General features: G+C 33.4%; 21 protein-coding genes and 1 pseudogene. 8 read left to right on the top strand and 14 right to left on the bottom strand.

The window, feature by feature from the left end; genetic code table 11:
- The first annotated feature begins 171 nt into the window (after positions 1-171).
- The 5 genes from MQX03_RS15330 to MQX03_RS15310 all read left to right on the top strand — a co-directional run bounded on the left by MQX03_RS15330 (position 172) and on the right by MQX03_RS15310 (position 5,871).
- Positions 172-1,773, top strand: coding sequence for a response regulator transcription factor (locus MQX03_RS15330; protein ID WP_242804092.1), 1,602 nt, complete (start codon positions 172-174; stop codon positions 1,771-1,773).
- A gap of 94 nt (positions 1,774-1,867) precedes the next feature.
- Positions 1,868-2,329: a tetratricopeptide repeat protein gene (locus MQX03_RS15325; RefSeq protein ID WP_242804090.1), complete on the top strand. Its 462-nt coding sequence runs from the start codon at positions 1,868-1,870 to the stop codon at positions 2,327-2,329.
- A 363-nt stretch (positions 2,330-2,692) separates the two neighbouring features.
- Positions 2,693-3,784 carry a thiol-activated cytolysin family protein gene (locus MQX03_RS15320; RefSeq protein ID WP_242804089.1) on the top strand — a complete coding sequence of 364 codons (1,092 nt, stop codon included), beginning with the start codon at positions 2,693-2,695 and terminating at the stop codon, positions 3,782-3,784.
- Positions 3,784-5,265 carry a thiol-activated cytolysin family protein gene (locus tag MQX03_RS15315; RefSeq protein ID WP_242804088.1) on the top strand — a complete coding sequence of 494 codons (1,482 nt, stop codon included), beginning with the start codon at positions 3,784-3,786 and terminating at the stop codon, positions 5,263-5,265. The genes MQX03_RS15320 and MQX03_RS15315 overlap by 1 nt, the downstream gene beginning before the upstream one ends.
- Positions 5,266-5,274: 9 nt before the next feature.
- Positions 5,275-5,871 (top strand): hypothetical protein, encoded by a 597-nt coding sequence (locus tag MQX03_RS15310; RefSeq protein ID WP_242804087.1) that lies wholly within the window; start codon positions 5,275-5,277, stop codon positions 5,869-5,871.
- Between the two features lie 368 nt (positions 5,872-6,239).
- Here the strand turns inward: MQX03_RS15310 and MQX03_RS15305 are convergent.
- The 7 genes and pseudogenes from MQX03_RS15305 to MQX03_RS15275 form a co-directional block, all read right to left on the bottom strand.
- A pseudogene (locus MQX03_RS15305) lies at positions 6,240-7,339 on the bottom strand (IS3 family transposase); the annotation flags it as partial.
- A gap of 278 nt (positions 7,340-7,617) precedes the next feature.
- Positions 7,618-7,986 (bottom strand): DCC1-like thiol-disulfide oxidoreductase family protein, encoded by a 369-nt coding sequence (locus tag MQX03_RS15300; RefSeq protein ID WP_242804086.1) that lies wholly within the window; start codon positions 7,984-7,986, stop codon positions 7,618-7,620.
- 11 nt (positions 7,987-7,997) lie between these two features.
- The gene (locus MQX03_RS15295; RefSeq protein WP_242804085.1) at positions 7,998-8,858 is read right to left on the bottom strand and encodes a GLPGLI family protein; all 861 of its coding nucleotides are present in this window, start codon (positions 8,856-8,858) and stop codon (positions 7,998-8,000) included.
- Positions 8,839-9,723 carry an HTTM domain-containing protein gene (locus MQX03_RS15290; protein ID WP_242804084.1) on the bottom strand — a complete coding sequence of 295 codons (885 nt, stop codon included), beginning with the start codon at positions 9,721-9,723 and terminating at the stop codon, positions 8,839-8,841. The genes MQX03_RS15295 and MQX03_RS15290 overlap by 20 nt, the downstream gene beginning before the upstream one ends.
- On the bottom strand, positions 9,720-10,244 hold the full coding sequence (locus tag MQX03_RS15285) for a hypothetical protein (RefSeq protein WP_242804083.1): 525 nt from the start codon (positions 10,242-10,244) through the stop codon (positions 9,720-9,722). The genes MQX03_RS15290 and MQX03_RS15285 overlap by 4 nt, the downstream gene beginning before the upstream one ends.
- A 64-nt stretch (positions 10,245-10,308) precedes the next feature.
- A complete protein-coding gene (locus MQX03_RS15280) occupies positions 10,309-10,596 on the bottom strand; it encodes a hypothetical protein (protein ID WP_242804082.1) in 288 nt (95 codons plus the stop codon).
- 229 nt (positions 10,597-10,825) lie between these two features.
- Positions 10,826-11,050 carry a hypothetical protein gene (locus MQX03_RS15275; RefSeq protein ID WP_242804081.1) on the bottom strand — a complete coding sequence of 75 codons (225 nt, stop codon included), beginning with the start codon at positions 11,048-11,050 and terminating at the stop codon, positions 10,826-10,828.
- 283 nt (positions 11,051-11,333) lie between these two features.
- Here MQX03_RS15275 and MQX03_RS15270 point away from each other — a divergent pair, with 283 nt between their 5' ends.
- The 3 genes from MQX03_RS15270 to MQX03_RS15260 all read left to right on the top strand — a co-directional run bounded on the left by MQX03_RS15270 (position 11,334) and on the right by MQX03_RS15260 (position 14,349).
- A complete protein-coding gene (locus MQX03_RS15270) occupies positions 11,334-13,061 on the top strand; it encodes a helix-turn-helix domain-containing protein (protein ID WP_242804080.1) in 1,728 nt (575 codons plus the stop codon).
- A gap of 197 nt (positions 13,062-13,258) precedes the next feature.
- Positions 13,259-13,405 carry a hypothetical protein gene (locus MQX03_RS15265; RefSeq protein ID WP_242804079.1) on the top strand — a complete coding sequence of 49 codons (147 nt, stop codon included), beginning with the start codon at positions 13,259-13,261 and terminating at the stop codon, positions 13,403-13,405.
- Between the two features lie 806 nt (positions 13,406-14,211).
- Complete coding sequence (locus MQX03_RS15260; protein WP_242804078.1) at positions 14,212-14,349, top strand: hypothetical protein; 138 nt, start codon at positions 14,212-14,214, stop codon at positions 14,347-14,349.
- A 4-nt stretch (positions 14,350-14,353) separates the two neighbouring features.
- Here the strand turns inward: MQX03_RS15260 and MQX03_RS15255 are convergent, their stop codons facing one another.
- The 7 genes from MQX03_RS15255 to MQX03_RS15225 form a co-directional block, all read right to left on the bottom strand.
- Positions 14,354-15,001 carry a response regulator gene (locus tag MQX03_RS15255; protein WP_262916943.1) on the bottom strand — a complete coding sequence of 216 codons (648 nt, stop codon included), beginning with the start codon at positions 14,999-15,001 and terminating at the stop codon, positions 14,354-14,356.
- A gap of 3 nt (positions 15,002-15,004) precedes the next feature.
- Complete coding sequence (locus MQX03_RS15250) at positions 15,005-15,610, bottom strand: sensor histidine kinase (protein WP_242804076.1); 606 nt, start codon at positions 15,608-15,610, stop codon at positions 15,005-15,007.
- Between the two features lie 154 nt (positions 15,611-15,764).
- Complete coding sequence (locus MQX03_RS15245; protein WP_242804075.1) at positions 15,765-17,810, bottom strand: response regulator; 2,046 nt, start codon at positions 17,808-17,810, stop codon at positions 15,765-15,767.
- Between the two features lie 26 nt (positions 17,811-17,836).
- Positions 17,837-19,264, bottom strand: coding sequence for a hypothetical protein (locus tag MQX03_RS15240; protein WP_242804074.1), 1,428 nt, complete (start codon positions 19,262-19,264; stop codon positions 17,837-17,839).
- Between the two features lie 19 nt (positions 19,265-19,283).
- A complete protein-coding gene (locus tag MQX03_RS15235) occupies positions 19,284-22,088 on the bottom strand; it encodes a fimbria/pilus outer membrane usher protein (protein ID WP_242804073.1) in 2,805 nt (934 codons plus the stop codon).
- A gap of 9 nt (positions 22,089-22,097) precedes the next feature.
- On the bottom strand, positions 22,098-22,898 hold the full coding sequence (locus MQX03_RS15230; protein WP_242804071.1) for a fimbrial biogenesis chaperone: 801 nt from the start codon (positions 22,896-22,898) through the stop codon (positions 22,098-22,100).
- An 82-nt stretch (positions 22,899-22,980) separates the two neighbouring features.
- A partial coding sequence (locus MQX03_RS15225; RefSeq protein WP_242804069.1) for a peptidoglycan-binding protein LysM occupies positions 22,981-23,399 on the bottom strand: 419 nt, incomplete at its 5' end.

Raw genomic sequence — 23,399 nt, 5'->3', positions numbered from 1 at the left:
AAAACTCAGGTTAGAATTGGATTAAAAAAAAAGAAGAAAAAAGAAACATATTACATTTAAAATCAAATCATTATAATTTTTTATAGACATATGTAATTCTGTAATTAATAACAAGAGAATTATAGAACTAAAAACAATAATTTATAAATTCACGCCTTTAAAAAAAACACAATGCATCGATTTCTATTATTTTTATTGTTTTTATTATTCCTGCCAGCCAACGCACAGGATGCTATTGGTACGGAAAAGAAGGTTGATATCTTATTAGATAAAGTAAAAAAATTAAATCAACAAGATAAATACGATGATGTAGTTGCAACGCTGCAAAAGGCTATTGACTTGTCAGAAGCTGCAGGCTATGATAAGGGAACCATTACGGGAAGACAAGAGCTTCTGGTTTTCTACGCAGAGCAATCCAACAATGAAAAGGTGATTGAATCCAGTCTGGAGTTAGAAAAGCTGGCATTAAAATTAAAAGATTATAAAGTACTTTCCACCCTTTGTAAAACCCGCGCTATTGCTTATGAAAATTTAGGTTTAAATGATAAAGCAGCAGAAGAATACAATCTTTCTGTAAAATACGCCAATCTAATTCCAGATGAGGATCAGAAATTCTATAATCTATCGCTTGCGTACTATAATATGGGTGTTTTCTACCAAGATAATTCTAAAAAATCTTTGTATTATCTGAAAAAAGCACTGGAGGAAATAAAAAAGGTCAAAGGCAATACAGCTAGCGTTTCTTTACAAAAAAAAGAAGATATGATAATCTCCTGTAATATGAATGTGGGAATCTTCTACTTTGATTCCAAAAATCCATTAAGAAATGAAAGTCTTGCAGAAGCTTATATGACCAAAGCTTTGGGTATTATTGAAAAGAGTAAATTCGATATTGATAAAAGCACCCAAATAGATTTGTTTGCTGCACTTACAGAGTTATATCTGCGGAAAAAAGAATACAAAAAAGCTGTACAATACGGTGAAAGTGCACTTGCTATGGAAAAAAGCAACAGAATGATCTATAACAGAAGAGTAACTTATATGGTACTGGCCAAAGCTTATATTAGATTGGGAGAGCCGGAAGCTTCTACCAAATACCTTGGACTTTTTACAAAAATTAATGACAGTATTAATTCTGCAGAAAAGAAAGCTGTGGAAAAGCCAATAAAGCAAATCATCTCTGAAAAGGAAAAGATGATAGATATAAAATTGAACATCCTCATCGTGGTGTTTGTTTTATTGATAACATTAGGCATATTACTCTGGTCCAGAAGGGAAAAAAGACTTCATCAAAAATATGAACTGGTAATCAAAAAACTTGAAGAACCAAAAGAGCAGATTGAAACTAATAGTAATGAAAATGAATCAGCTGAAAAAGCACCTCAAAAGTCTATACAGATTGCAGACGAAACTGTTGTAGCCTTGCTATCTAAACTGGAAAAATTTGAAAAATCCAATAAGTTTACGAAGCAGGAGATTAATTTTGCATATCTAACAAACTATCTGAATACCAACTCTAAATATCTTTCTGAAATACTAAAGCAACATAAGGGAAAATCTTTTAGCCAATATATCAATGATTTGAGAATTGACTACATTATGAATTTGCTCTACAATGACCCTAGATATAGGGAATATAAAATAAGTTACCTTGCCGAGGTTTCCGGGTTTGCCTCTCGTGTTTCATTTACTCTTGAGTTTAAAAAGATTACGGGGATTAACCCTTCCTACTTTATTGAAACCCTTAAAAAAGAAAAATCAGTAATGTCTTAGGAATTAGTTTAGTGCTTAAGGGCATTTTTATTCTGACTCATTCACTAATTTGCGTCTTGGAATCTTATATCTTGAACGAGCAGACAATGGAAATTTGGAAAAAGCAGAAAAACATCTTCGAAAGGCATTTGCTATCTATGAAAATAAGAAGTATAAAACGCCAGTTGATAATAGAATTATGATGCTAAATCAAATGAGCTGGCTATATCTGGAAAAGAAAGAGTATATAAAATCTATCGACTTTTCTAAACGTGCATTGGAAATAGAAAAACAATATCCTGACCCTTATCATAGAATGGAGTCCTTTGAGTTCTTGGCCAGTTTTTATTTAGAAACCGGAGAGAAGGAACAATCAAAGTTCTACATGGATAAGTACACCCTTTTAAAAGACAGTTTAAACCTTGCCGATAAAGAGACAGCAAATGTCTCTATGAAAGAAATGGTATCTGAGGTCAATGATGACCATAACAAAACGGCAATCAAATTTAAGAAAGCCTCGCAAAAAAAGGTGTTTTTTTATACTTATGGTTCACAAAACCTTAGAATAAATATTTAGATTCATACTATATGGTCTACAATAAAGCTTATAAATTTTTATTAATTCGATTGGTATTTCAAAAAAAACACATCATATACCTAATGTTAAATCATAGCCGTTGAAACATCTTTAAAACCTAGAATTTTCTCGGTTTATGGTGAACCTAAATTATTTTAAAATATTTATTTTTTAATGGTTTTTAGAAAATTAAAACAGCGACTTGTCTTTTCGTTTGTAAAATTTGTCAATTCTTTATTCGCCAATTGAAATCTGTCTAAAATTCACAATTTAACAATCACCCCTCAGTGATGTTAAGGGCTTTTTTGCTTGTGTGGTTTACATTTAAAATATACATTTGTCGCTCCAAAAGGAAATATTATTATGAAAAAAATTATGATGCCACTAGCTCTAGTAGGCCTTTTAAGCTTGTCCGTTACATCTTGTAACGATGATCTAAATTCTGAAGCTAATCAGAAATTTCAAAATGAAGTGATAAAAAATTCATCTTCTAGGGGTATTAATCCGGTAGTTGTCTTACCTTCAAAAAATTTAAATTACGATGAAGTTTCTGTAGATGGAAAGATGGTTACATCCAACGCAAAAACAAGTACTGTAACTTTGAATAGTGATCAAATGGTTGTAACTGCACCCAATAAAACATTTATCGGAGGCGTTTACAATTCGACAACTTTAGATAACCTCTCTTACACGCCGATCACTTATCCTACAAAACCGATCACCGTTTCCTATTCTTTTCCTTCAGCTTATGTCGTTGATCAAATTCAAAAGCCTTCACTTTCAAGTATGAGAGCTTCGATATTTAAAGCAATGAATGATGCTAATTTCAGCGGTCAGCAAATTCTTTCATTCGACTACAATATTAAGCAGTTTTCTTATTACAGTGAATTAAAGATTGCTTTTGGAGCAAATGTAAACATCGGAGGAATTTTTAATATTGATATTAGTGGAAGTAATAATAAGGTTAAAAAAAATACCGGAATATTTGCTAAGTTCACACAGAAGAATTTTACTATTGATATGGATATACCTGATAACGGGAATATTTTTAAAAATGAATCAGATTTAGGTCTTGCTACACCGAATAATCCGGTTTATATCAATTCAATTACATACGGAAGATTAGGAGTGATATCATTGGAATCAGACTATTCATATAACGAAACAGCTTTTGCATTAAAGGCAGCCTTAAACGCAAAAATGGTTAACGGATCTTTGAGTATTGATGTTCAAAGTAAAAAAATTCTTGAAGAATCTGATCTGACAGTTTACATCTTAGGAGGAGTGGGATCTGATGCAGTACAGGTTGTTACCGGCTATGAAGGTTTTATCAATTTTATTGTTAGCGGAGGACAGTTTACTGCTCAAGCTCCTGGAGTGCCTATTTATTTCTCAGCTTCTCATGCAGGAGACAACTCTGTATATTATACCACATTTACAGTAGAAAAAGATTAATGAAAAAATTTTTATGTGTAATGGCAGTCTCAATGGCTGCCTTACAAAGTTGTGCAACAGATTCTCTGAACCGAGATAGTGAACATGTTTTGGAAAGAGCTTCACAACAGGTTATTGATATAACATCATACGGTACATACCCGTCGTTTTTAAAGAACAAAAGCAATAAGACAAATTCTATCTTTGAAAAAACAGATGAAGAAGAATTTACTGAAACAAAGGAATTCGAATCTTCACAATCTGTAGTTCTTCCTAATTTAGCAATGTATATTTTTCCAGGATCGCTTTTAAAAGGTAATTCAATTCAAAACTTGGATTTTAAACCTATTACTGCTTCAGTAAAGCCAGTAACCGTCTCTCTGTCGATTCCTGCAATTAATAAGAAAACGGCTTTCACTATGAATAATCCTTCTCTTTCGGCTACCAGACAGTTCGTGCAGGACTATCTTCAGACAGCTGACTTTACTCAGAATGGAACATTAAGTTATAGTATTGAACAATTTACATCTTATGACGAATTGAAGGTTGCATTTGGTTCAAACGTAAATACAAGATCACTTTTTGGGAAAAATTCATCATCCACAAATATTGAAGAGGGAATGATTTCAAAGAGAACCGGTTTTTATGTTAAGTTTTATCAAACATCTTTTACCTTAGATATGGATCTTCCCAATGGTTCTTTGGTCAATGATATCAATTTAGATACCGGAGGTGTTGAACCGGTATATGTAAGTTCAATATCTTATGGACGTATGGGAGTACTTTCTATTGAAACAAATGAGCTTACTGAGACGGCAAGAACTATTTTGAACGAAAGCTTTAGTAAATTATTTGTTAATGGACAAAGCACACTTACTCAAGAAGAGAAAAACTTTCTTGATGGGGCAGATTTTAACCTTTATCTAATTGGAGGAAGTGGTGTGACGGCAGTACAGTCATTCCAGGGATATCAATCATTTGTAAATCATGTGGCCAAAGGATCATTTTCTAAAAGTCAACCGGGAGTACCAATCTTTTGTTCATATTCTTATTTAAATGATAATTCCCAAGTAAAGACAACGTTTAAATATGACATCAGAAAACCTCCCGTATACGTACGTATGGCACATGAGAATATGGTAAGCAGTGGACGTAATAAAAATGTAGATCTAAAGCTTTATTTTTATTCCAGCCATAGTCATACTAACATGATAGCGCCTCCAAGTATTAAGTTTACTATTGAAAAGAAATTAAAAAAGGGAGTCAAAGGTGGTGGACCAACTTCTAATAGTTGGAATTATACAGAAACTGTAGAACAAATCACACTTCAGAATGCAGGCTTAAATACGGGAATGAGTATTCCTAATCAGCCATACTATCGCGTTGATGGCGTCTGTGTACCAAGAGGAAGATTTCCGTGTGAATTTGTAGCTAACTACAATGAAGACTACACTTATAAATTGCTTCCAAGTACTAACAATACATATATTATAATTGATTAATTTTATCCTATGAAAATATATTTGTATTTAATAATTGCAGTTTTCACATGTATGGCGTGTGGAAATGATGATAATGAAGCTACGACAAATCCTCCAGTTTCCTCTTCAAAGCTTAGTCTGTCCTTTAAAAATTATATTGTAAATAATATAAATTTATTTAAAGGACCTTCAGGCAACTCAATGAATGTTAATGAAAGTTATATTCAGAATTATTGGACTCTTTACAAGGAACCTTCATGGAAAAAAGTAGAAATTAATCTTGAAGAGATGAGTTTGAAATTAATTACGGAAACAACTGCAGATCTGAAATACAATATTTCGTTAAAGCAGGATTCTGTTTTCATCAAAGAAAACAATAATACTGAATACTTGGGAAATTTTGATAAAAATACATCTTCTTTGAAAATAAAAAGAGTATTTAAATATGTGAAAAAAGTACCTGCAGATAATTCTCAATCTTTGTTTGTTTCAAAAACAACAGGGTTTGGAATTGCTAACTACAGCAATATTTTCCCTTCATCCACATTTAGTAGCCCAAGTAATATGACTCAAATTGGGGATGAAGTTTTTTGGGCTAATGTGACATATAATTATAGTTTAAATTAAAAAATGATTAATAAGCCCACATGAAACTGTAAAATTGTTCTACGATTAATCATTATAAAAAGACCGTTTTCAAAATTTTGAGAATGGTCTTTTTATATAAATGTTTATATTTTAAACAAAATTTTAAATTTTAAAACTAAGATCATAAAATCTTTAAGAGTTAGCTGATAAGAGAAAGAAACAACGCAGGATTGCAATCTGCAATAGCGAGAGGATAACAAATTTCAATATATACAACAAATTACTAACGCTCCAATGAACTTGCAACTATTTTTGAGACAAAATTTATATACTCTTTATGCTACATTTTTAGATTGATTAGACATTAAATTTTGATACTCTCTTATGGTTAAATTTCCTAATGCTCAATGCCTTCTCTGGGTGTTGTAAAATGTTTCTATATATTCAAACACAGAGTTTTTGGCTTGATCTCTAGTTTCATATTTATTTTGATAGACAAGCTCTATTTTCAGAGTTTTAAAAAAACTCTCCGCTACAGCATTGTTATAGCAATTTCCTTTTCCACTCATACTTCGGGTAATGTTTTTTCCGACTATTGACGTAAATTCTGTGCACGCATACTGTATCCCTCTGTCTGAATAGAAAATTAAATTGTCATGCTATTGTAAAGGACGGTGAAGTCGTGCCATTTTCAAGGCAGCAATACTTGTATCTTGAGTCTTCATCGTCTCACTCAATGACCAGCCTATAACCTTTCTGTCAAACAGATCAATGACCGTCGTGAGGTACAGCCAACCTTGACCTGTACGGATATAGGTAATATTAGACACCCAGACCTCTTTGCTATTTTTAACCTGAAAATTTTGATTCAGATAATTCTTTACAACAGCGTATCGGTGAGAAGAGTTGGTGGTTTTCTTAATTTTTTTCTTCACGATACTTCTAAGGTCACGTTCTCTCATCAGTTTGGCAACAAAAGGACGTGAGGTTCTCATTCCCTTTGCTTCCAGTTCTCTGGTTATTCGCGGACTTCAATATCAGCCACGACTCCAATGATAAATACTGAAGATTTCTGAAGATAAAATAGCTCTTCTTTCTGCTCGTTTGGTAGATTTCCCTTTCTTCCAATGATAGAAGCTGCTCCTGCTCACCTTTAATACCTCACACATCTTCCCGACAGGAAACACATTAGCGTGTTCTTTGATAAATTTATATCTTACCCGTCTCTCTTGGAGAAGATGCCTACCGCCTTTTTTAAGATGTCACGTTCTAGCCTTGCTTCTTCAAGCTCCTTGCAAAGTCTCAACAGCTCTTCTCTTATGGGATTGGAGGGAATTTGTTTTTCCTTTGTAAGCTTACCTTCTTTGTGAAGCTTTCTCCAATTAACTAAACTTTCTTTGCAAATCCCCAATTCTTGAGCTACTAAGGATACATTGCCTCGCTGTTCACTTAAGGATACTGCTTGGATCTTAAACTCTAAACTGTAATTTTTTCTGATCTTTTTCATACTCTTAAAGTTAAAGAGTATAAGAATTGTGTCCTAACAAAGTTAGCAACTTCACAGATAATCAGATAAAGCTTTTTCTACAATAACTTTTAAAGTTAAAAAGGAAACCCTTATTTGATCATCTTTCATTGTTGATTTATTTTGATAAGTAAAGAAGCCTCCCTCTAAAGAAAGGCTCTTTCATTTATAATAGATAAGTGTTTTAAAAAAATTAGTTTCTTAGCGATAAGGAAGAAACTCTATCAACATCGCAATCAGATTCATTAATATTCCGTCCATTACTTATATTTTACTTCGCAACTGTCCTCTGAACAATGAAACGGTATGATCTGTCTGTTTACTGCAAGATGAAGGTATAGATACTGACCCAGTTGAGATAAATCCAGCAACCAAAACAGAGGTATAAAAAACCAACAGATCGGTATTCTTAAAAAGATTAGAAACAAGGTTTTGTAACCATAATTCCACTGTCCATTGTAAGATGCCATCTGTTTTTCTGCGAGAGTTTTATCAATTCCAAACGCTTCGTTAATGTGCTGAAGATTGCGTAATTGTTTTATTTCAATAACTTTCAACCAATCCAATTTAGAGATCTGTTGAGCAAATCGTGTACAGTTTGGACAATAATTGTCATAGTAGATTTTCATTTTACAACAAATCATTTACACGAGGGGGTTATCTCTATGGGATTATCAAAATAACCTAATCTTATTTTCTCTCTTTTATCATAAGAAGCTTTTACGTCCTTATTATTCACATCCTGTCCGTCAATAACAAATGTAGTCTCTGCAGTATTCAAATTTTCAAAAATCATTGAAGGCTGGTTTTTATATTTACTCCAAAACAAACTCCATTTTTTATAAGTAAGATTCACAGTGTTATAACTGAAATTTCTTTCTTCAAGATTATTAACTTCTTTTGTGACTCCCTTAATTTCAAAAGTGTAATCCAATTCATCATCATATATTTTTAAAATAAGCCCTGGAAGCCCTCCAAATTTATAGGGACCTTCAGGAAATGGAATTTCTGTGGTGTAAAAAGCTGTCCAATTTCTACCACCAAAATTTAGTTTTGCTCTTTTAACAGAATATCCAAAAATTTTCGGTTCAGTACTGTTTAACAATTTCCAGTTAAGGGATTGGTAACAGTTGGTTATATAGACATTAGTAAACAGCTTCTCTTCTAAAGAAATACTTTTATTTGCTCTGTCTTTAATAATTATGGATGAAAATTTGGCATCAGTTCTGTCATCAGGCAACCGCAGGTTACCTTTTTGGTTTTTAAAATACTCCTTAACAATAGTAGTTTGTAAAGAATCTCTTCTGAAATTTTCCAAAGACTGAAAGGAGGCTGTATTTTCTTTATTAATAACCAAAGCACAAAGTTCCTTGTTAAAATTTGAATCTTTTTTGTCTGCTTTCCATTTCATTTCATAGATCACTTTATACTGTGCAAAAAATAATGAGTTTGTTGCAAGTAAAAAGATTAATAATATATTTTTAGTTGTTTTTGTCTTCATAATAATCAAAATAATAAGAAGTTAAATTCCAGGTGATCATAATAGCTGAGAAAAAGAATAGATTAAAACAAATAATTATTCCTACATGCATTCCTATGGTCAGGCAAAGCCAGATTTTTCTCGTACGATTCATGTTAATAAATACGGGATAAAGTATTTCGGTCAGTATTGTGCACCATCCTACCAGTGTATAAAATAAAGGATGAGAGACATAAGTACCTAAATCTACAAAATGATTAAAATTAGGTAAATGCACAGCCTTCCATACTGACTCTCCATTCCACCAGTTAAAACCTAATATTTTATCAAATCCTGAGAAGAAATAAGCAATACATAAATGAGCCTGAATTAATCTTTTACAAAGAGATAATGATTGATCCGGTATAAATTTTAACGAGCCTGGAAAATATTTTTTTTGCAAAGAATAATAAGAACTTGTCGGAAAAATAAAAATATAGAATAATGACATCGTTGTAAAAAAATCTGCACCGTAATGTAGAAGTGTACCATACTTAATGAAAGATATCTGTAATATGATAAGTAACAGGGAACTTATTCTGCTAAAAAAACCTAGTATTATACTTACAGACAAAACAACGTACAGAATCTTAAAAATTAATATTGAAAGGTGATAGGAGAAAAATTTATTTAAAAAGGCTAAAATGTCGTCAATTGTGATAATGTTATATTTCCCATATAAATTCTGTAGGTCTGTTGGTACAATGCTTTTATCGGTATATAATAATTCAAAATCCTGCCAGCAGGATAAAAAATGAAGCATAACAATCAGCCCTATTGCAATTCTAAAGAAAACGACAAAATTCTCAGAGAATTTTTGATTGGCGAAGGCAAGGATTTTATTCATTTTATACTATCAACTTTAATTAAATTTTCATCATTATTTTTTTTAAAATCTTTTAGGCTTGGATAGTCATATAAGTAAACAAATGTTTCAAATTCTGAATTGTATTTTTTTTCAAAATATTTATTGATCTGTTTTAAAACAATGTGATTTACTTTTATTTTTTCTTTGTCGTCGGCTATGTTTTTAAGAAAAATATCATTGACGCTTAAAAATCTTAATTTTCCTTCGGTTGTTTCAAGTAAATCTGAAGAATAATATGTTTTATTTTCTTTTTTATCAGTACTTAATATTATGAAATTGCTTGATACATTTGGGGCGAAAAAACCATAACCAGTATCAAATCCCAAGTATGATGTCAAAGTGTTTTCATAACCTTTTTGGGGAGACAGCGTTTTAATTATGTCTGGTTCTTCATACTTGTAAAATTCACAGAATGCAGAACAGGTCGAAGTTATACCCATTAAAATTACTTTTATAATAATCAGGATATAAACAGACGCTTCAATGTATATTCTTTTCATAATTACAAGTTTTTCAAAAAGAAAAGTTGGACTGAAAAGTCAGCCCAACTCTTCAATTTACATTTTACTGATATTTTGCAATAACTTTTTCAACTTCAGCTCTTTCCGCAACTGCATTTGGAAAAGTTCTGTTCTTAGTCTCACAAGTTCTTGATGAAGAATATCTATCACAATATGTCCATCCCGCAATTTTTTCACTTAAAAATTTCATGTCTTTCTTTGAAATTTTTCTTGTGTCTTTAACTGTGATCACATTTCCTTTAACCTCAATGATGTCTTCATTTTTGTTTCCAGTAAATGACATAAGCGACATAACAACAACTCCGCTTGCTAATAAAATTACTTTTTTCATAATAAAAATTTGGCATTCCCTATTGTTTTTAAGAAGCAAAGCCGGGAACTTTTACCTTGCTCATGGTTAAAAATTTTAATTTATTTAAAATCTATATCATTTGCATTGGCCACTACAAAATTCAATAGAATGATAAATCTTCTGACCACATTCAAAGATGGATTAAGCCATCACATGTTCCTAATAACTTGAATACTATTTCTCAAACCTAATAGCATTTGAAATGCTTCTACCACTCAAACTTATCTTTTGGTGGTGGATGTTTTTCATCCTTTCCGACAGTAAGGCTATCTTGTGATTTTGCCTTTTGCTCCACATTTAAAGTATTTGTTTTTTTGTATACTTCTGTAGAAAAGTTAGACTCTGTAACCGAAGTCAATTCTTCCGCTTCTCTACAGCTTGTTACTGAAAATATAATGGCATTAATTGCCAATAAAGAGATAAACTTTTTCATTTTTTTTGCTTTTGAAGTTTATCCCGGTACCAGGATTATCTGTCTGAATTCTGAAAACAAATTTATCTGCAGTAATGTTATTTAACAAAACAAGTATGTTTCAATATGAAAAACTGCTAAATCGTAACGTACCAATTTGGAAACTTTCTATTTTAATACATTTAAATGCCTGAAAACAAAATATTTAAATATTTTTATTTTTTTTAATATACCTGCTCTTTTTTTTAAAATTATAAATGATTTTAATTATTTTTGAACTTTCACAAAATATGATAAAGGCCGAATGTTAATAAAAAAATGGATTTTTAGTCTATTTTGTTTCTTTTTAATCTTTTCTTATGGGAAAGTAAATGGGCAAAGTATTTATGAGGAGCTGAGAAACGTCTATGATAGCTATGAAAAGAATGATAAGGGAGCTTTACCTTATGTCGCCAGGTATATAACGAAAGCCCGACAGGAAAAGAACTTTGCTGAACTCAAACAAGGCTACGAGGACTACTCCTATTATTCCTCTGAAAAAAAAATAAAATTACAGTATGCAGACAGTGCTGTTACTGCAGCACAAAAATCCGAAGATCATGAATTGATGTCTTCAGCGCATTTGTATAAAGGCAGTATTTATTATTTTTATTTTAAAAACTACAATGCGGCTTTGGACGAATCTCTGAAAGCATATCATTATTCAAAAAATATAGAAAATGAATATTTGAGATTTAAGGTGATATACCAAATGGGTTTAGTAAAAAGTTATCTTGGATATTATCATGAAGCCGTTGCTCATTTTAATGAATGTATATCCTATTTTGAGCCAAAAACCAATGAAAAAAGTTATCCAAGCCAGATTTATAATGACACTAAGGGTTATTTAAACAGTCTTCATCAGGCAATAGTGTGTTATCAGCATCTTAAAAATTATAAAACTGCTGATTCCTTAACTGTCGTCGGAATGCGATTCACAGGACAGTCTGAGGACTTCGTTAAAGAAAAAACTTATTTTTTAAAGAGCAGAGGTATTTCCGACTATTATTTTAAGAGATACGGATCATCAATCGAAAACCTTAGTCATTCATTGCCGGTACTGTTAAAAAATGATGAAGTATATTGGATTTCCGTTGCTGAATTCTACATTGGCAAGAGTCTGTTAAAAACAGGAAAAGAAAATCAAGCTGTAAAGCAGTTTGAAAAAGTCGATTCCATATTTAAAAAAAGGGAATTCTTTTTTCCTGAGTTACAGGAAAATTATGAACTGCTGATCTATTACCATCAAAAAAATAAAAATGAGAACAAGGAATTATCGTACACAAAAGATTTGCTTAAAGTAGATAATATTTTGAAGAAAGACTTTCCCAATTTATCTTCAAAAATTCACAGGGGTTATGACAATGAAATTCTATCAGAAGCGAAATCCAAATTAGAAGCTAAAAGCAGATGGGGAATCGGAGCTATTATTATATTGGTATTAGCTGTTATTATTTTATCTGTAAGAATAAGGTCGTACTATAACCACACTAAGGAAATCAAAATAAAATATGCTGAACTTGAAGTAAAACTGCAGCAGAATTTACAGCTGGTTGATATTCCTTATAAAAATATATCTCTACAATCAAAAAATACTTTGAGTGAAGAAGTCTTTTTGGATATTCAGACAAAATTGAAAATTTTTGAAGAAAATAAAGGTTTCACAGAAAGTGGTCTTACAATAGAACAACTTGCAGAAGCTTTTAAAACCAACAAGTACTATCTTTCTCAATATATTAATGATATTACAGGAATGAATTTCAGCAAATACATATCTGCTTTACGGATTAATTATATTACTCAGCTAATGTTTGATCAGCCACAGTATTTACGTCTCAAAGTTCAGAGCTTAGCTGAGGAATGCGGAATTGCATCCAGAGCAAATTTCTCTAATCTTTTTCAGGAAATAAATGGTTTGCGTCCGGCTGATTTTATAAAACAGAGAAAAATAGAATTGGAGCAACAGGAAAATGCTTCTGTATTATCCTCTTAATTTTCCGGATTGATGCAACTTTGTAATAATGCAGACAACTTCATTCTACAAAAAACTTTACATTTAAATGTACTTAGTGAGGGAAGATTACATATCTACTGATTATTATTGTGCTTATGTTGAAAGAAAAATTTTCTATTCAATAGAGATCAGAAAAATAATTTACATCTCATAGTCCCAAACCATATTCAAGCATTATGGGGAAATCTAAATCCATAAGAAGCCAGATATTGACAAACAGTACTGTATACCATCCTATTGAAAAACAATTACATTCAACGAGTAACTTTGCAGAAGAAATCAACGATAAAACAGTTGACATTCAAATTCCGCAGGAAGAATAAGATGACGTTTTCAGAAGTACTCTAGATTTTGAGGAAGAGGAGGAAGAATGGAGTCAATATCAAATTTTCTATAATGACATCGGTTCAGCCACAGGGGTAACCTTTGAAGAATTAATTTCCATAGAGATATTTTTAAAACATCAAAATTTAGAATTATCTCAAAAGGAAAAAGCGGCAGGTGTTGTTCAGAAAATACATGGAACCGAATTGATGGATTTGATATCGAAAATTTTACTTAACAATAATTTTCAAACTATTTTTAACACTATATAACTATAATTACATTTTTTTTAGAATTTTTAGGCATTCTTATTGCTTCAAATAGAAAAGATTCTCATGTTTAATTTGAGTTTTCATGGTTATTAGTTTTCACCTGGTTTCGGCCAGGTTTTTTTTATGTCAATATTGATAATATTTTGTTAAATATTGGACTAATATTATAGATTGGCTGTATCCTTATAGAAGTGTTTTGCCAACGAATAAATAAGATTAAAATTGTCAGAATGATTTATTCAATTTTTCAATCATGTACTTTCAAAAATAAAACTTAACTAATAAGGGTTGATTAGCTATTTTTTTCAGCCTCAAACTGCCTCCACAAGAAATTCTTTACTCTGCAAATAGTATTTTATAAAAACACTAAGTAATTCACTGTTTCACGCACGAGAAGAAAAAACTTCCCAACCTATTAAAGCCAAGTAAACTCTTCTAAAGTCATACTCTGATTCCACATCAATATACCCTACACCTTTGTCTCCAAAGCACACATACTGTGGGTAATGCTAATAATTTAATCTGTTTACATTATGGAAAAACAAAGAAAAAAGCTTCTGATTTCAGCATTGGCTTTATTAATGACCATCCCTTTATCAGCGCAGGGAAAAGGAACTGCCGGAATCAACGAAGCCACTCAAATGGTCACCTCCTATTTCGAAATAATATAAATGTTTAATGATTATATAATCTTAGTATCTCTACCAATTCAGGTATGGATCGTATTTTCAGCTTCTCAAACAGCCTGTTTTTGTAAGTGCTAACCGTAGATGAGTGGAGATTCAATTGATTGGAAAGTTCTTTGAGGGGAATACCTTCTGCAAGCTTATTAGCAATTTGCAATTCGCGATCTGAGAGAGATTCAAGAGTTGTTTTTTTTGCTGGACCATTTAATGATTCTAAAAAAATCGCTTCTTTTACGTCGTCACTAATATATCGACCAGTGGTGAGTATCGCACTTAAAGCGGTCTCAATTACTGCAGTTGAACTCTGCTTACTAAGGTATCCATCAGCACCCATCTTTAAATAACGGATTGCGTACAAATCTTCATCCTGAGAAGAAAAGATAAGAATTTTTAGTTGGGGTTTGTGAATTTTGATGTAATCTATTGCTTCCTGAATAGAACCATTGGGCATATTGACGTCCATGATTGCCAAGTCAAGTTCTTCTTTCAAAATTACTTTATACAGCGATTTAAAATCTTCTACTTCAGAAATTATAGCATTGGGTCTGAGCTTTTTAATAGTTTGTATTAAACCCATTCTGACGATCCCATGATCATCTGCTACAATAATTCGCTCGTTCTTTTTTTTATTGTTCATTCTTTAAATTTTTGGTAAAAAGATAGAAACTGTAGTACCTTTATTTTCTGAGGAAATAATTTTTATGTTTCCGTGCAGCAAGGATACAAAATTTTTAACAATTTTTAAACTTAACCCTACTCCTATTTCACCCGCAGTACCACTGAACACTGGATTGCCATAATTAAATATTCCTTCTAAATACTTTTCACCAATTCCTGTACCGAAGTCGACAATGGAAATTACATCCTCGCTATTGCCTGTAAAGTACTGGAGGTAAACACCTTGCCCCTGCAAAGAATATTTAACTGCATTGTTAAGAATTTTGTCTAAAACATATTCTAGCAACACGCGATCGGTATGGATGTATGAATTGGTATCTCCTTTAAAATAAAATTTAATGTTTTTTTCTTTTAATTTAGCAGCGTAATTTTCTTCTAAATGGTGAAAAAGATCCATCACCATGATTTTCACAGGTTTAATATTAAATTCCCCATATTGCGTTTTTAACCAAGCGGTGCTGTCCTGAACGGTTTGCAAATTTTTTTGAGCATCACTTTTTACTTGTGGCAATAACTTAAAAAAATCTTCCTCTCCTATTGTTTTTTGCTCCACCGCTTCTGTAAGCATGAGAAAATTTCCGAATATTTCTTTTGAATCATGAGCCAATATCGAAATTAATCCGTTCTTAAAATTGATTTCTTGTTCAAGTCTTTCTATTTTTAATTGCAGTTCGTTGATTTGGTCATTCATAAAATTATTATCAATGTGCAAAGGTATCTAATTATTTCCCCTTCATTTCTATTCCTGACCATTTTTTAATCATATCAGAGAGAGTTTTTTTTAATAAAGGTTTGGTTAAAAAGTCAGACATTCCGGCTTGGAAACATTTTTCTTTTTCTCCGGGAAGACTCCCTGCGGTTAACGCAATAATAGGGATTTCAATATTGCTTTCCATTGCTCTTATCTTTCGAGTGGCTTCAATGCCATTGAGATGCGGCATTTGAATGTCCATTAAAATAAGATCAGGACTTTCTATTTGATATTTTTCTACTGCTTCAGCTCCATCTTTTGCATCGATGATCAAAGCTTGAGGAAGAATGTCCTTTAAATAAGTTTTGGTAAGAAGCAGGTTGATCGCATTATCTTCAGCAATTAAGATTTTTATATCATGTTTACTACCTTCCGTTGTGACATTTTTTATTTTATCTGATTTTTTATTTTCAGAATTCTTTAAGGTAGACAAAACCTGATACATCTGTTTCATTCGAATCGGTTTTACAAGTCTATTTTCTATTTCCAATTCTTCACATGCATCCTGTAAATTGCTATCATCGGATGAACTGTACAAAACAATGTAAGGTGCTGCATGACTAGTTTCCGGAAAAATATTTCTCATTTTTCTGATAGTTTCAATTCCATCCATAATCGGCATATGATAATCCATAATAATCACATCGAATTCTGGTTTGTCCATTATTAAAAGTAAAGCTTTCAGCCCACTATCGCATTCCTCAACTTCGATATTTTTTCTTTCCAAAATTCTTTTCAGGATTTTCCGATTGTTTTCATTATCGTCCACAATCAAAACTTTCTTAATATCGGTTAAACTTAAATCATATTCCTCTTCCTGAGTATCAAATTGAATATCAAAGAAAAAATCACTACCCTTTCCTTGTTCACTTTCTAATTTTATGGTACTTCCGGCAAGTGCTAAGATTTGGTTCGAAATCCTTAATCCTAGACCAGTGCCTCCATATCTTTTAGTAATACCGCCATCTTCCTGGGAAAATGCATTGAAAATTTCTGCCTGTTTATCCTTATCAATTCCGATACCTGTATCGCGAACCCCAAATCGGATGAGTTTTTTTCCTTCTCCTAATTCATTTAAAACTTTAACATATAATACAATTTCGCCTTCTTCGGTAAATTTTAAAGCATTGCTCAAAAGATTGACCAAAACCCGTTTTAAGCGCATCTCATCAGTCCAGATATATCTAGGAATGGTATCGTCAATATCAATAAGCATTTCTAAGTGCTTTTTATTATTACCGTACGAAACAATATTGAAGGCTTCTGAAACCAGTTCTTCGATCTCTACTTTATCAAGGTTTAACTGAAGTTTTTGCTTCTCTAATTTTGAAAAATCCAAAATATCGTTGATTATACTGTATAGGGACACACCGGATTGGTTGACAATATCCAGATACTGCCTCTGCGTTTCGTCGAGGTTTGTTTCCAGAAGGAGTTCTGTAAAGCCGATAATACCATTTAACGGAGTTCTTATCTCATGACTCATATTGGCTACGAACTCCGATTTCAAAACATAAGCTTTTTCTGCTAATTCTTTTGCCGCTAAGATTTCATTCTCCATCTTTATTCTTTCGGTAATATCCACTGCATTAGCCAAATACCATTTTGACGCTTGGTTCAGTATCTTATCGACTAACTCTTTCTCTGCTTTATCTAAATTTTTCTCTTTCCTGTCAAATAAATTTAAATGAGCGATAAAATTGTCCTCAAGGCCAGGGATGGGATAACTTCTATGAAATTTAAATTCCGAGTTCTTAAACTCATAAATCGAAGTCTGATCATCCAAAAGAAAGTGAGGATTCTGAGGATAAATCTGATTAGGGGAAGCATCACTGGAAGCGATAATATAAACTTGGTCTTCCGAGCTAATACTCATGGTACAAAGTTCCATGTCGGTCATCTTAGCAGCTGCGAACACTAAGAAATCAAAAACATCAGCATATTTTTTTTCGAATGCCTTTAATTTATCAATATCTCGCTGATCCGTCGATTGATTATTGCTATCAAAGTGATCCATAGGAAGAGTTTTTTTAGAAAGTATGGTTAAATTGCCGTAAAGCTATAATAAACATTGATAGAGTAAGTTGTATTTTCCTTCCCTACCAAACTTTGTGCACCCGCAGGTGGTATGGTGTATCTTACGTCCAGTTCCCTGTCCAAAACCGGTGTTCCGTTAAAGAGTATTTTTTGGGGAGTTTTGGATAAAGAAGCATTTACAGAACTTCCATCAACGCCAATTTGTAAGATGTTGGAATTGATATTCGTCTGGACACCTCCTTTTTTGAAGTAATTTTCGTCTGATTTTACATACAGTTCAAAACTCTCATTATTGGACAATATAATTTGGTTTGGAATTATTTGTGACTGACCATTGGTGTAATGGGCAGCTGTATTAAAATTGAAGTTTACATTTCGCCCTGAGCTGGGGATGGTAATCTCCGACCTAGGAAGCACCTTTAACTGAACAGCAGTATTTTGAAGACTGTTAATTGAATTATCTGTACTTCTGGCATTAAGGTTCAATTCAAATGTATAAGTTCCGGCTTCAAAAAAATTGTTCTTAAAATCATCTGCAGATACGTAAAGCTCTGGGATGAAGCTGTTTCTGTTTCCTGCTACAACATTTAAATTACCAGCTGAAAAATTCTGAAAACTGGCTGATAGAGCTTTAGTCGTGAGAGCAGGTCCATTGCTGCCCAATTTAATGCTGGCTATATTTCTGGTCCCCGGAACACCTTTAGAAGACGTGAATTGAACAGTATTGGAAGCAGCTTTCGCCCAAAAATTAAAATCGACCGTATGTGCAATTTCTGTATTTCCTAGATCCCATACCCGCGTGTTTGTACTGCGATAATCATTCAAAGAAGATATTTCTATATATTTCGTTAAAGATGATGTGAGCCATCTGATAGATGAAGGAATAACTAAAATCGTTTTAAAATTACGTGGCGTGAAATCATTATAATTTTGACTGATATCCATGGAATAATTCCCGGCTCTGTAAGCATTGGCTGCAAATTGAGCAGCTGGTATTTTAAAGGTAAAATTGATATTTCCCTTGTTGAATCCGCCTCCGAAAATAATAGACCCGGGCGGTTCAAACCATCTTAGAGCACTTGTACTGAACGACTGAAAACCGGGTAAAGAACCTGAAAATCCGTTAGATGGAAGCTGCCCGCCCATACTTTCTAATTGCCACAGAAGATTAGAGCTGGGTAAAGTAAATGATGATGAAGAGTGAGTAAAAGTTGGTCCGGACGTAGAGGTAAATGTTGGAGCTACTGGCGCTAATCCAAAAAAGGTATAATCCCAGTTTGTTCTATTGGCGTTTGTCATTAACCTTGTAGGTACTGAGGTAAATTCAACCCTGTTAAAAATATTATTTTCAGGGATAGACAGGTACACGTCCTGAGCTTTCGTGACTGATGATCCACAGCACACGGTAAAAATTCCTATTAAAAAAAAACTCATCGTTTTCATATCTCTAAATTTAAAACTTTTTCACCTTAATGGTTGTGTCTTTCTTCTTATATTCAAAAATAACGGTTGCTGAGTAACCTTCTTTTGTCACCTGAATAGTTTGGTTTGGTTGTGTATAGCTGTATTTGTCATTTTCAATATAGAGGTCGTATTTTCCATCTTTCAGGAAAAACTCAAACTCGTTTTTTTGGTTAACCACAGCGGTATGGATCACGCCATCTTCACCTTTTGCATACACTACTATTCCGGTTACATCCGTTTCCAAAACATCGTAGGTTTGTTTAATCTCTGTTAATTTTCCACTTACCATGATGTTTTTTACCAGACCCACCTTGCGGTTGATATTTTTATCTACCATAATTACAGGATCCATCATCAATCGTGCACCAGCACTTTCGTTTACCTTCAGCGTGTAAATACCTTCAGGCACATTCTGAAAAACTACTTTTCCGTTTTTATCTGTCAGTGCAACAAAATTGTCCAGTTTCACTATTTCATTTGCAAGAACAGATTCACCCGCTTCCAGAAGTCCATTGAAATTTTTATCTTCAAATAGCTGGAACGTCACTTTATGATTTCCAAGAGCCGTTGCTGCAGTAAAATATTTTTTAATTCCCACTCTGAACTGGTAATAACTCCCACTGCTTGCATATTCAGCCGTAGATTTATATCCTGAAAGATTAAAATAACCTGTGCTAGACCAGGAAGGCGAAATCTTATATTCCAGATTACCACTCACATTGGTGTTTAAGTTTTTGTAAAGTTCTGAATAGAAAGTTCCGGCTGAAAAAGATCCAATCAGATTATTACCAAGCATCTGGAAATTATACGAGGCATATACATTGTAGTTGGCGAAATCACGGTCTACATCGTAATAAGAATTTAAATCAAAGACAGTGATCGCGTTCCATTGGGCTGTTCCGTTGAGGGAAAAGGATTTATACCTGTAAGACAATGTTGTTTTCAGACTGTTGAACCAATCGGCTTTATTTTTATCTTTTGAATAAGAATATTCTGCAGACCAATTCAATCCGTGAGCACCCAATGTGGTACTTATGTTAGCCTCCATCCGGTAAGAGAAAAGTTCCTGCGATGTGTAAAAGTTGGCTGTTTTTTGCCTTTCCACCTTTGGAGACAATAGAAAATTCCACTTCTTTGAAGAAAACTGGTAACCTGATCCCAAAGATTCTGTACTGTTGAAATAATAACGCAAATTAGCGGTATTCCCAGTTTGGATAGGCGCATTCTGGAAACTCAGGAACTCAGGATCTACCTGCGAATTCTGGTATTGTATAAAAGCACGCTGTGAAGCAGAGAATTGACGACCGATACGTTGATTTGAGAAAAAAGATCCCCTTTTGATCCCTGCATAACTACTTGTGGCAAAGGTATTAACGGATTGTATATCCCATTTCCCCATTTTCCCGTCATAATTGGCTCCCATTGTAGCTCCTACGTTTTCATCTTTGTTCGAAAGTCCTTTTTCGTGGCTCAAACCTGCCTCAGTGCGGATTGTATGTTTATCGTTAATTAAAAATGATGATACTGCGTTCGTAACCTGTGTATCCACATTAAAGCGCGGATCATGGTCGAATAGATAGGATACTTTTCCGTTGAATGATTTAGAATTCCCAAAACCATATTTTGCACCTACCATCGTAGATCCTTGTGTTTGTTGGAAATAAGTACCAGAAAGGTTGTAATTATTTTCCAACGCAAGAATTTCAATCTGATTATTATCACCAAATTTGGTAGAAACTTTACCACCTCTCCCGAAAACCGGGTAATCGTAATCGTTACTATTAACATTTCCTACCCGTAATACTGTATTTTTTCTCTCAAGTTCCAGCCAGGTATCATACAGGTTATAAAGGCCGTCTTCATGATAGTAATCTGCACCTAAATTGAAACGTGATTTCAAATTTTCAGTCACTCGAAACGCTGTATTTCCTCTCAATTGAAGAAAATTGAAACCCGAACTGTTTTCGTTATAGCTAAGTTCCGCAAAATTACTTCCGCTCACCGCTTCGTTTCCTCGGGCAATTTGTCTGTTGTTCGATAAAATAACTAAGTGTAGCGTGTTGCTTCCCACGATTTCGTTATTAATCAGGTCTGTGGCGGTTGCATTAATATTAAATTCCGGAAAAAGCGTATTCTGTTTTCTGACCACAATTTTGATCTCAACTGTTTGTTTTTCTAAACCTTCAAGAGATACGGTCTGTTGTTTTGGCATCATTTCCAAACCATCAGGAATGGATTGCAAATCAATCTTAACGGTTCTTTTACTATAACCTTGGTTTTCTACAGTCAGCAGAATTGAGGAGTCAGGCGCAGAAGGATTAATGAAATTTTCGTATGCTGCCGTATAAATCGCAATGTTTTTGTTCTCGTCTTTTTCAACAAAGAACGAGGCACTTTCAGTTCTGGTGACCGTTGTGGTGGTGTATGAAACCTGGAATTGGATCTCATTGGATCTCAGTTTCATAAAATCCACGTTGGCGATCAGTTTCACAGGAAGATTTTTAGTCTGACCCGCACCTAAGGTAAAGCTATTTTTGGGATAGAAAAGTAAACCCGGATAATTTTCCGAAGGCATGATATTCTGAATGGTAATTTCTTCAGAACCTTTATTTTCAATGACCAGGAAATTAGTAAAAGTAGAACCCTTTTCAACAGCTATACTTTCATTTTCAAAACGGATTTCGATATCCTTCTTTTCCTGCGCAAAGGCTAGCGAAAAGTGCAGAAGAACAAATACAAAAAATAAGATTGTTCTTCTTAGGATTGATATCGATATACTTTTTTGTGGTTTCAAGACTTAATTTTAAAATTTAAAGTTTTTTTCGCCTATGCGTAAATCATTGGATCCTGCCATTTTGATAATAGCCACGCCAAGAAAGTTCCCTGAAATATTCTCTGGTAAAGAGAATTGAACAACCTGATTGGTATTGGGAAGCATGGAAATGGAAATTGCGGGTAATTTTATTTCCTTACCACTGTCTGTATCGGTGAGTTCAAACTCAACGGTGGCATCATTGATGGTATTTCCATCGTTCTGGATGCTTACTGCAACTTTTCTGTTTGCTGCATTCTCATTACTCACCTCTGATATATTGGTAATATCCAAACTTTTTGTTTGGTTTCCAGACGGTGTATAAAAGATATGAAGTCCAACCTCAAATAAGGTAATAATACCAATCCCATTTTGAATACGTGCCTGATCTGCCTGCTGAGGAAGTTGGGTAAAAAACAACATACTGTTTGTAACAGCGGACTTTGATGCGTTTGCGGGAATCTGCATGGTTACTACAATCTCCTTTGTACTTTTCGCTGGAACTGTTACAGAGTTTTCTAAGGTGGACACCCAAGCGGCATTGGAAGTTTTTGAACTGCCTGCATCAAGATAAACCTTATTTCCGTCTTCTTCTCTAACCCAATCTTTATAGTTGAGATTAAAAACATAATCCTTATCCGAACTGTTTTGAAGCGTGACTGTCTGTGTCACTTTTTCTCCCGGATTACCGGTGAAAAACAAGCGTGTAGGCGACATAGAGATACTTTGTGCCAGAAGTGAAGAAGACCCTGTGAGGATAAAGAAAATGAAAAGGTAAATAAACTTGCGCATGGTGTAAATTGTTTAAAAATAAAAGATTCCCAAAACTACTGAAAACGTAACTAAAGGAACCTTTACAAACTAAAAAAATTTATTATAAAGCAGTTGCGGTATAAGTTACTGTTTGTGTATAAGTTCCAGCTGGCTTACCTAAAATTTTATTAGAAGATGATTGCGCTGCAGGGATTGTGTAGTCCAAATTCAACGTTAATGCACTTCCAAGTGGAGCATTTGCAACTAAAGTTTGGTCAGTTGCAGATAAAACTACAGCACTTTTTGTTCCGCCCATTGTTCCGGCAGCCGCAGCAGCTTTGATTGTTAAAACATCTACAGGGATTAAGTTGGTTCCATTCATGAAATTAGCACCCCCTGCTTTTACTTTAACATTAAAGTTCTTCGTTGAAGTAACTTTCAAAGAGTTGGCTTTAGTAATCGTTTGATCAGAGTTATAGTCTGCTGCAGTAACATAGTTAAAATCAACCGTATTACCAATTGCTGTACTTCCGGCGTCGA

This window comes from Chryseobacterium aahli, from assembly GCF_022699665.1.
Taxonomy (GTDB): domain Bacteria; phylum Bacteroidota; class Bacteroidia; order Flavobacteriales; family Weeksellaceae; genus Chryseobacterium; species Chryseobacterium aahli.
Note: the sequence above shows the minus strand (reverse complement) of the source record. Positions and strands in the feature narration are given on the sequence as shown.

Coding starts and splice junctions, on each gene's coding strand:
- MQX03_RS15330 (WP_242804092.1), top strand. CDS start 172: ATGCATCGATTTCTATTATTTTTATTGTTTTTATTATTCCTGCCAGCC.
- MQX03_RS15320 (WP_242804089.1), top strand. CDS start 2,693: ATGAAAAAAATTATGATGCCACTAGCTCTAGTAGGCCTTTTAAGCTTG.
- MQX03_RS15315 (WP_242804088.1), top strand. CDS start 3,784: ATGAAAAAATTTTTATGTGTAATGGCAGTCTCAATGGCTGCCTTACAA.
- MQX03_RS15310 (WP_242804087.1), top strand. CDS start 5,275: ATGAAAATATATTTGTATTTAATAATTGCAGTTTTCACATGTATGGCG.
- MQX03_RS15300 (WP_242804086.1), bottom strand. CDS start 7,986: ATGAAAATCTACTATGACAATTATTGTCCAAACTGTACACGATTTGCT.
- MQX03_RS15295 (WP_242804085.1), bottom strand. CDS start 8,858: ATGAAGACAAAAACAACTAAAAATATATTATTAATCTTTTTACTTGCA.
- MQX03_RS15290 (WP_242804084.1), bottom strand. CDS start 9,723: ATGAATAAAATCCTTGCCTTCGCCAATCAAAAATTCTCTGAGAATTTT.
- MQX03_RS15285 (WP_242804083.1), bottom strand. CDS start 10,244: ATGAAAAGAATATACATTGAAGCGTCTGTTTATATCCTGATTATTATA.
- MQX03_RS15280 (WP_242804082.1), bottom strand. CDS start 10,596: ATGAAAAAAGTAATTTTATTAGCAAGCGGAGTTGTTGTTATGTCGCTT.
- MQX03_RS15275 (WP_242804081.1), bottom strand. CDS start 11,050: ATGAAAAAGTTTATCTCTTTATTGGCAATTAATGCCATTATATTTTCA.
- MQX03_RS15270 (WP_242804080.1), top strand. CDS start 11,334: ATGTTAATAAAAAAATGGATTTTTAGTCTATTTTGTTTCTTTTTAATC.
- MQX03_RS15265 (WP_242804079.1), top strand. CDS start 13,259: ATGGGGAAATCTAAATCCATAAGAAGCCAGATATTGACAAACAGTACT.
- MQX03_RS15260 (WP_242804078.1), top strand. CDS start 14,212: ATGGAAAAACAAAGAAAAAAGCTTCTGATTTCAGCATTGGCTTTATTA.
- MQX03_RS15255 (WP_262916943.1), bottom strand. CDS start 15,001: ATGAACAATAAAAAAAAGAACGAGCGAATTATTGTAGCAGATGATCAT.
- MQX03_RS15250 (WP_242804076.1), bottom strand. CDS start 15,610: ATGCTTACAGAAGCGGTGGAGCAAAAAACAATAGGAGAGGAAGATTTT.
- MQX03_RS15245 (WP_242804075.1), bottom strand. CDS start 17,810: ATGGATCACTTTGATAGCAATAATCAATCGACGGATCAGCGAGATATT.
- MQX03_RS15240 (WP_242804074.1), bottom strand. CDS start 19,264: ATGAGTTTTTTTTTAATAGGAATTTTTACCGTGTGCTGTGGATCATCA.
- MQX03_RS15230 (WP_242804071.1), bottom strand. CDS start 22,898: ATGCGCAAGTTTATTTACCTTTTCATTTTCTTTATCCTCACAGGGTCT.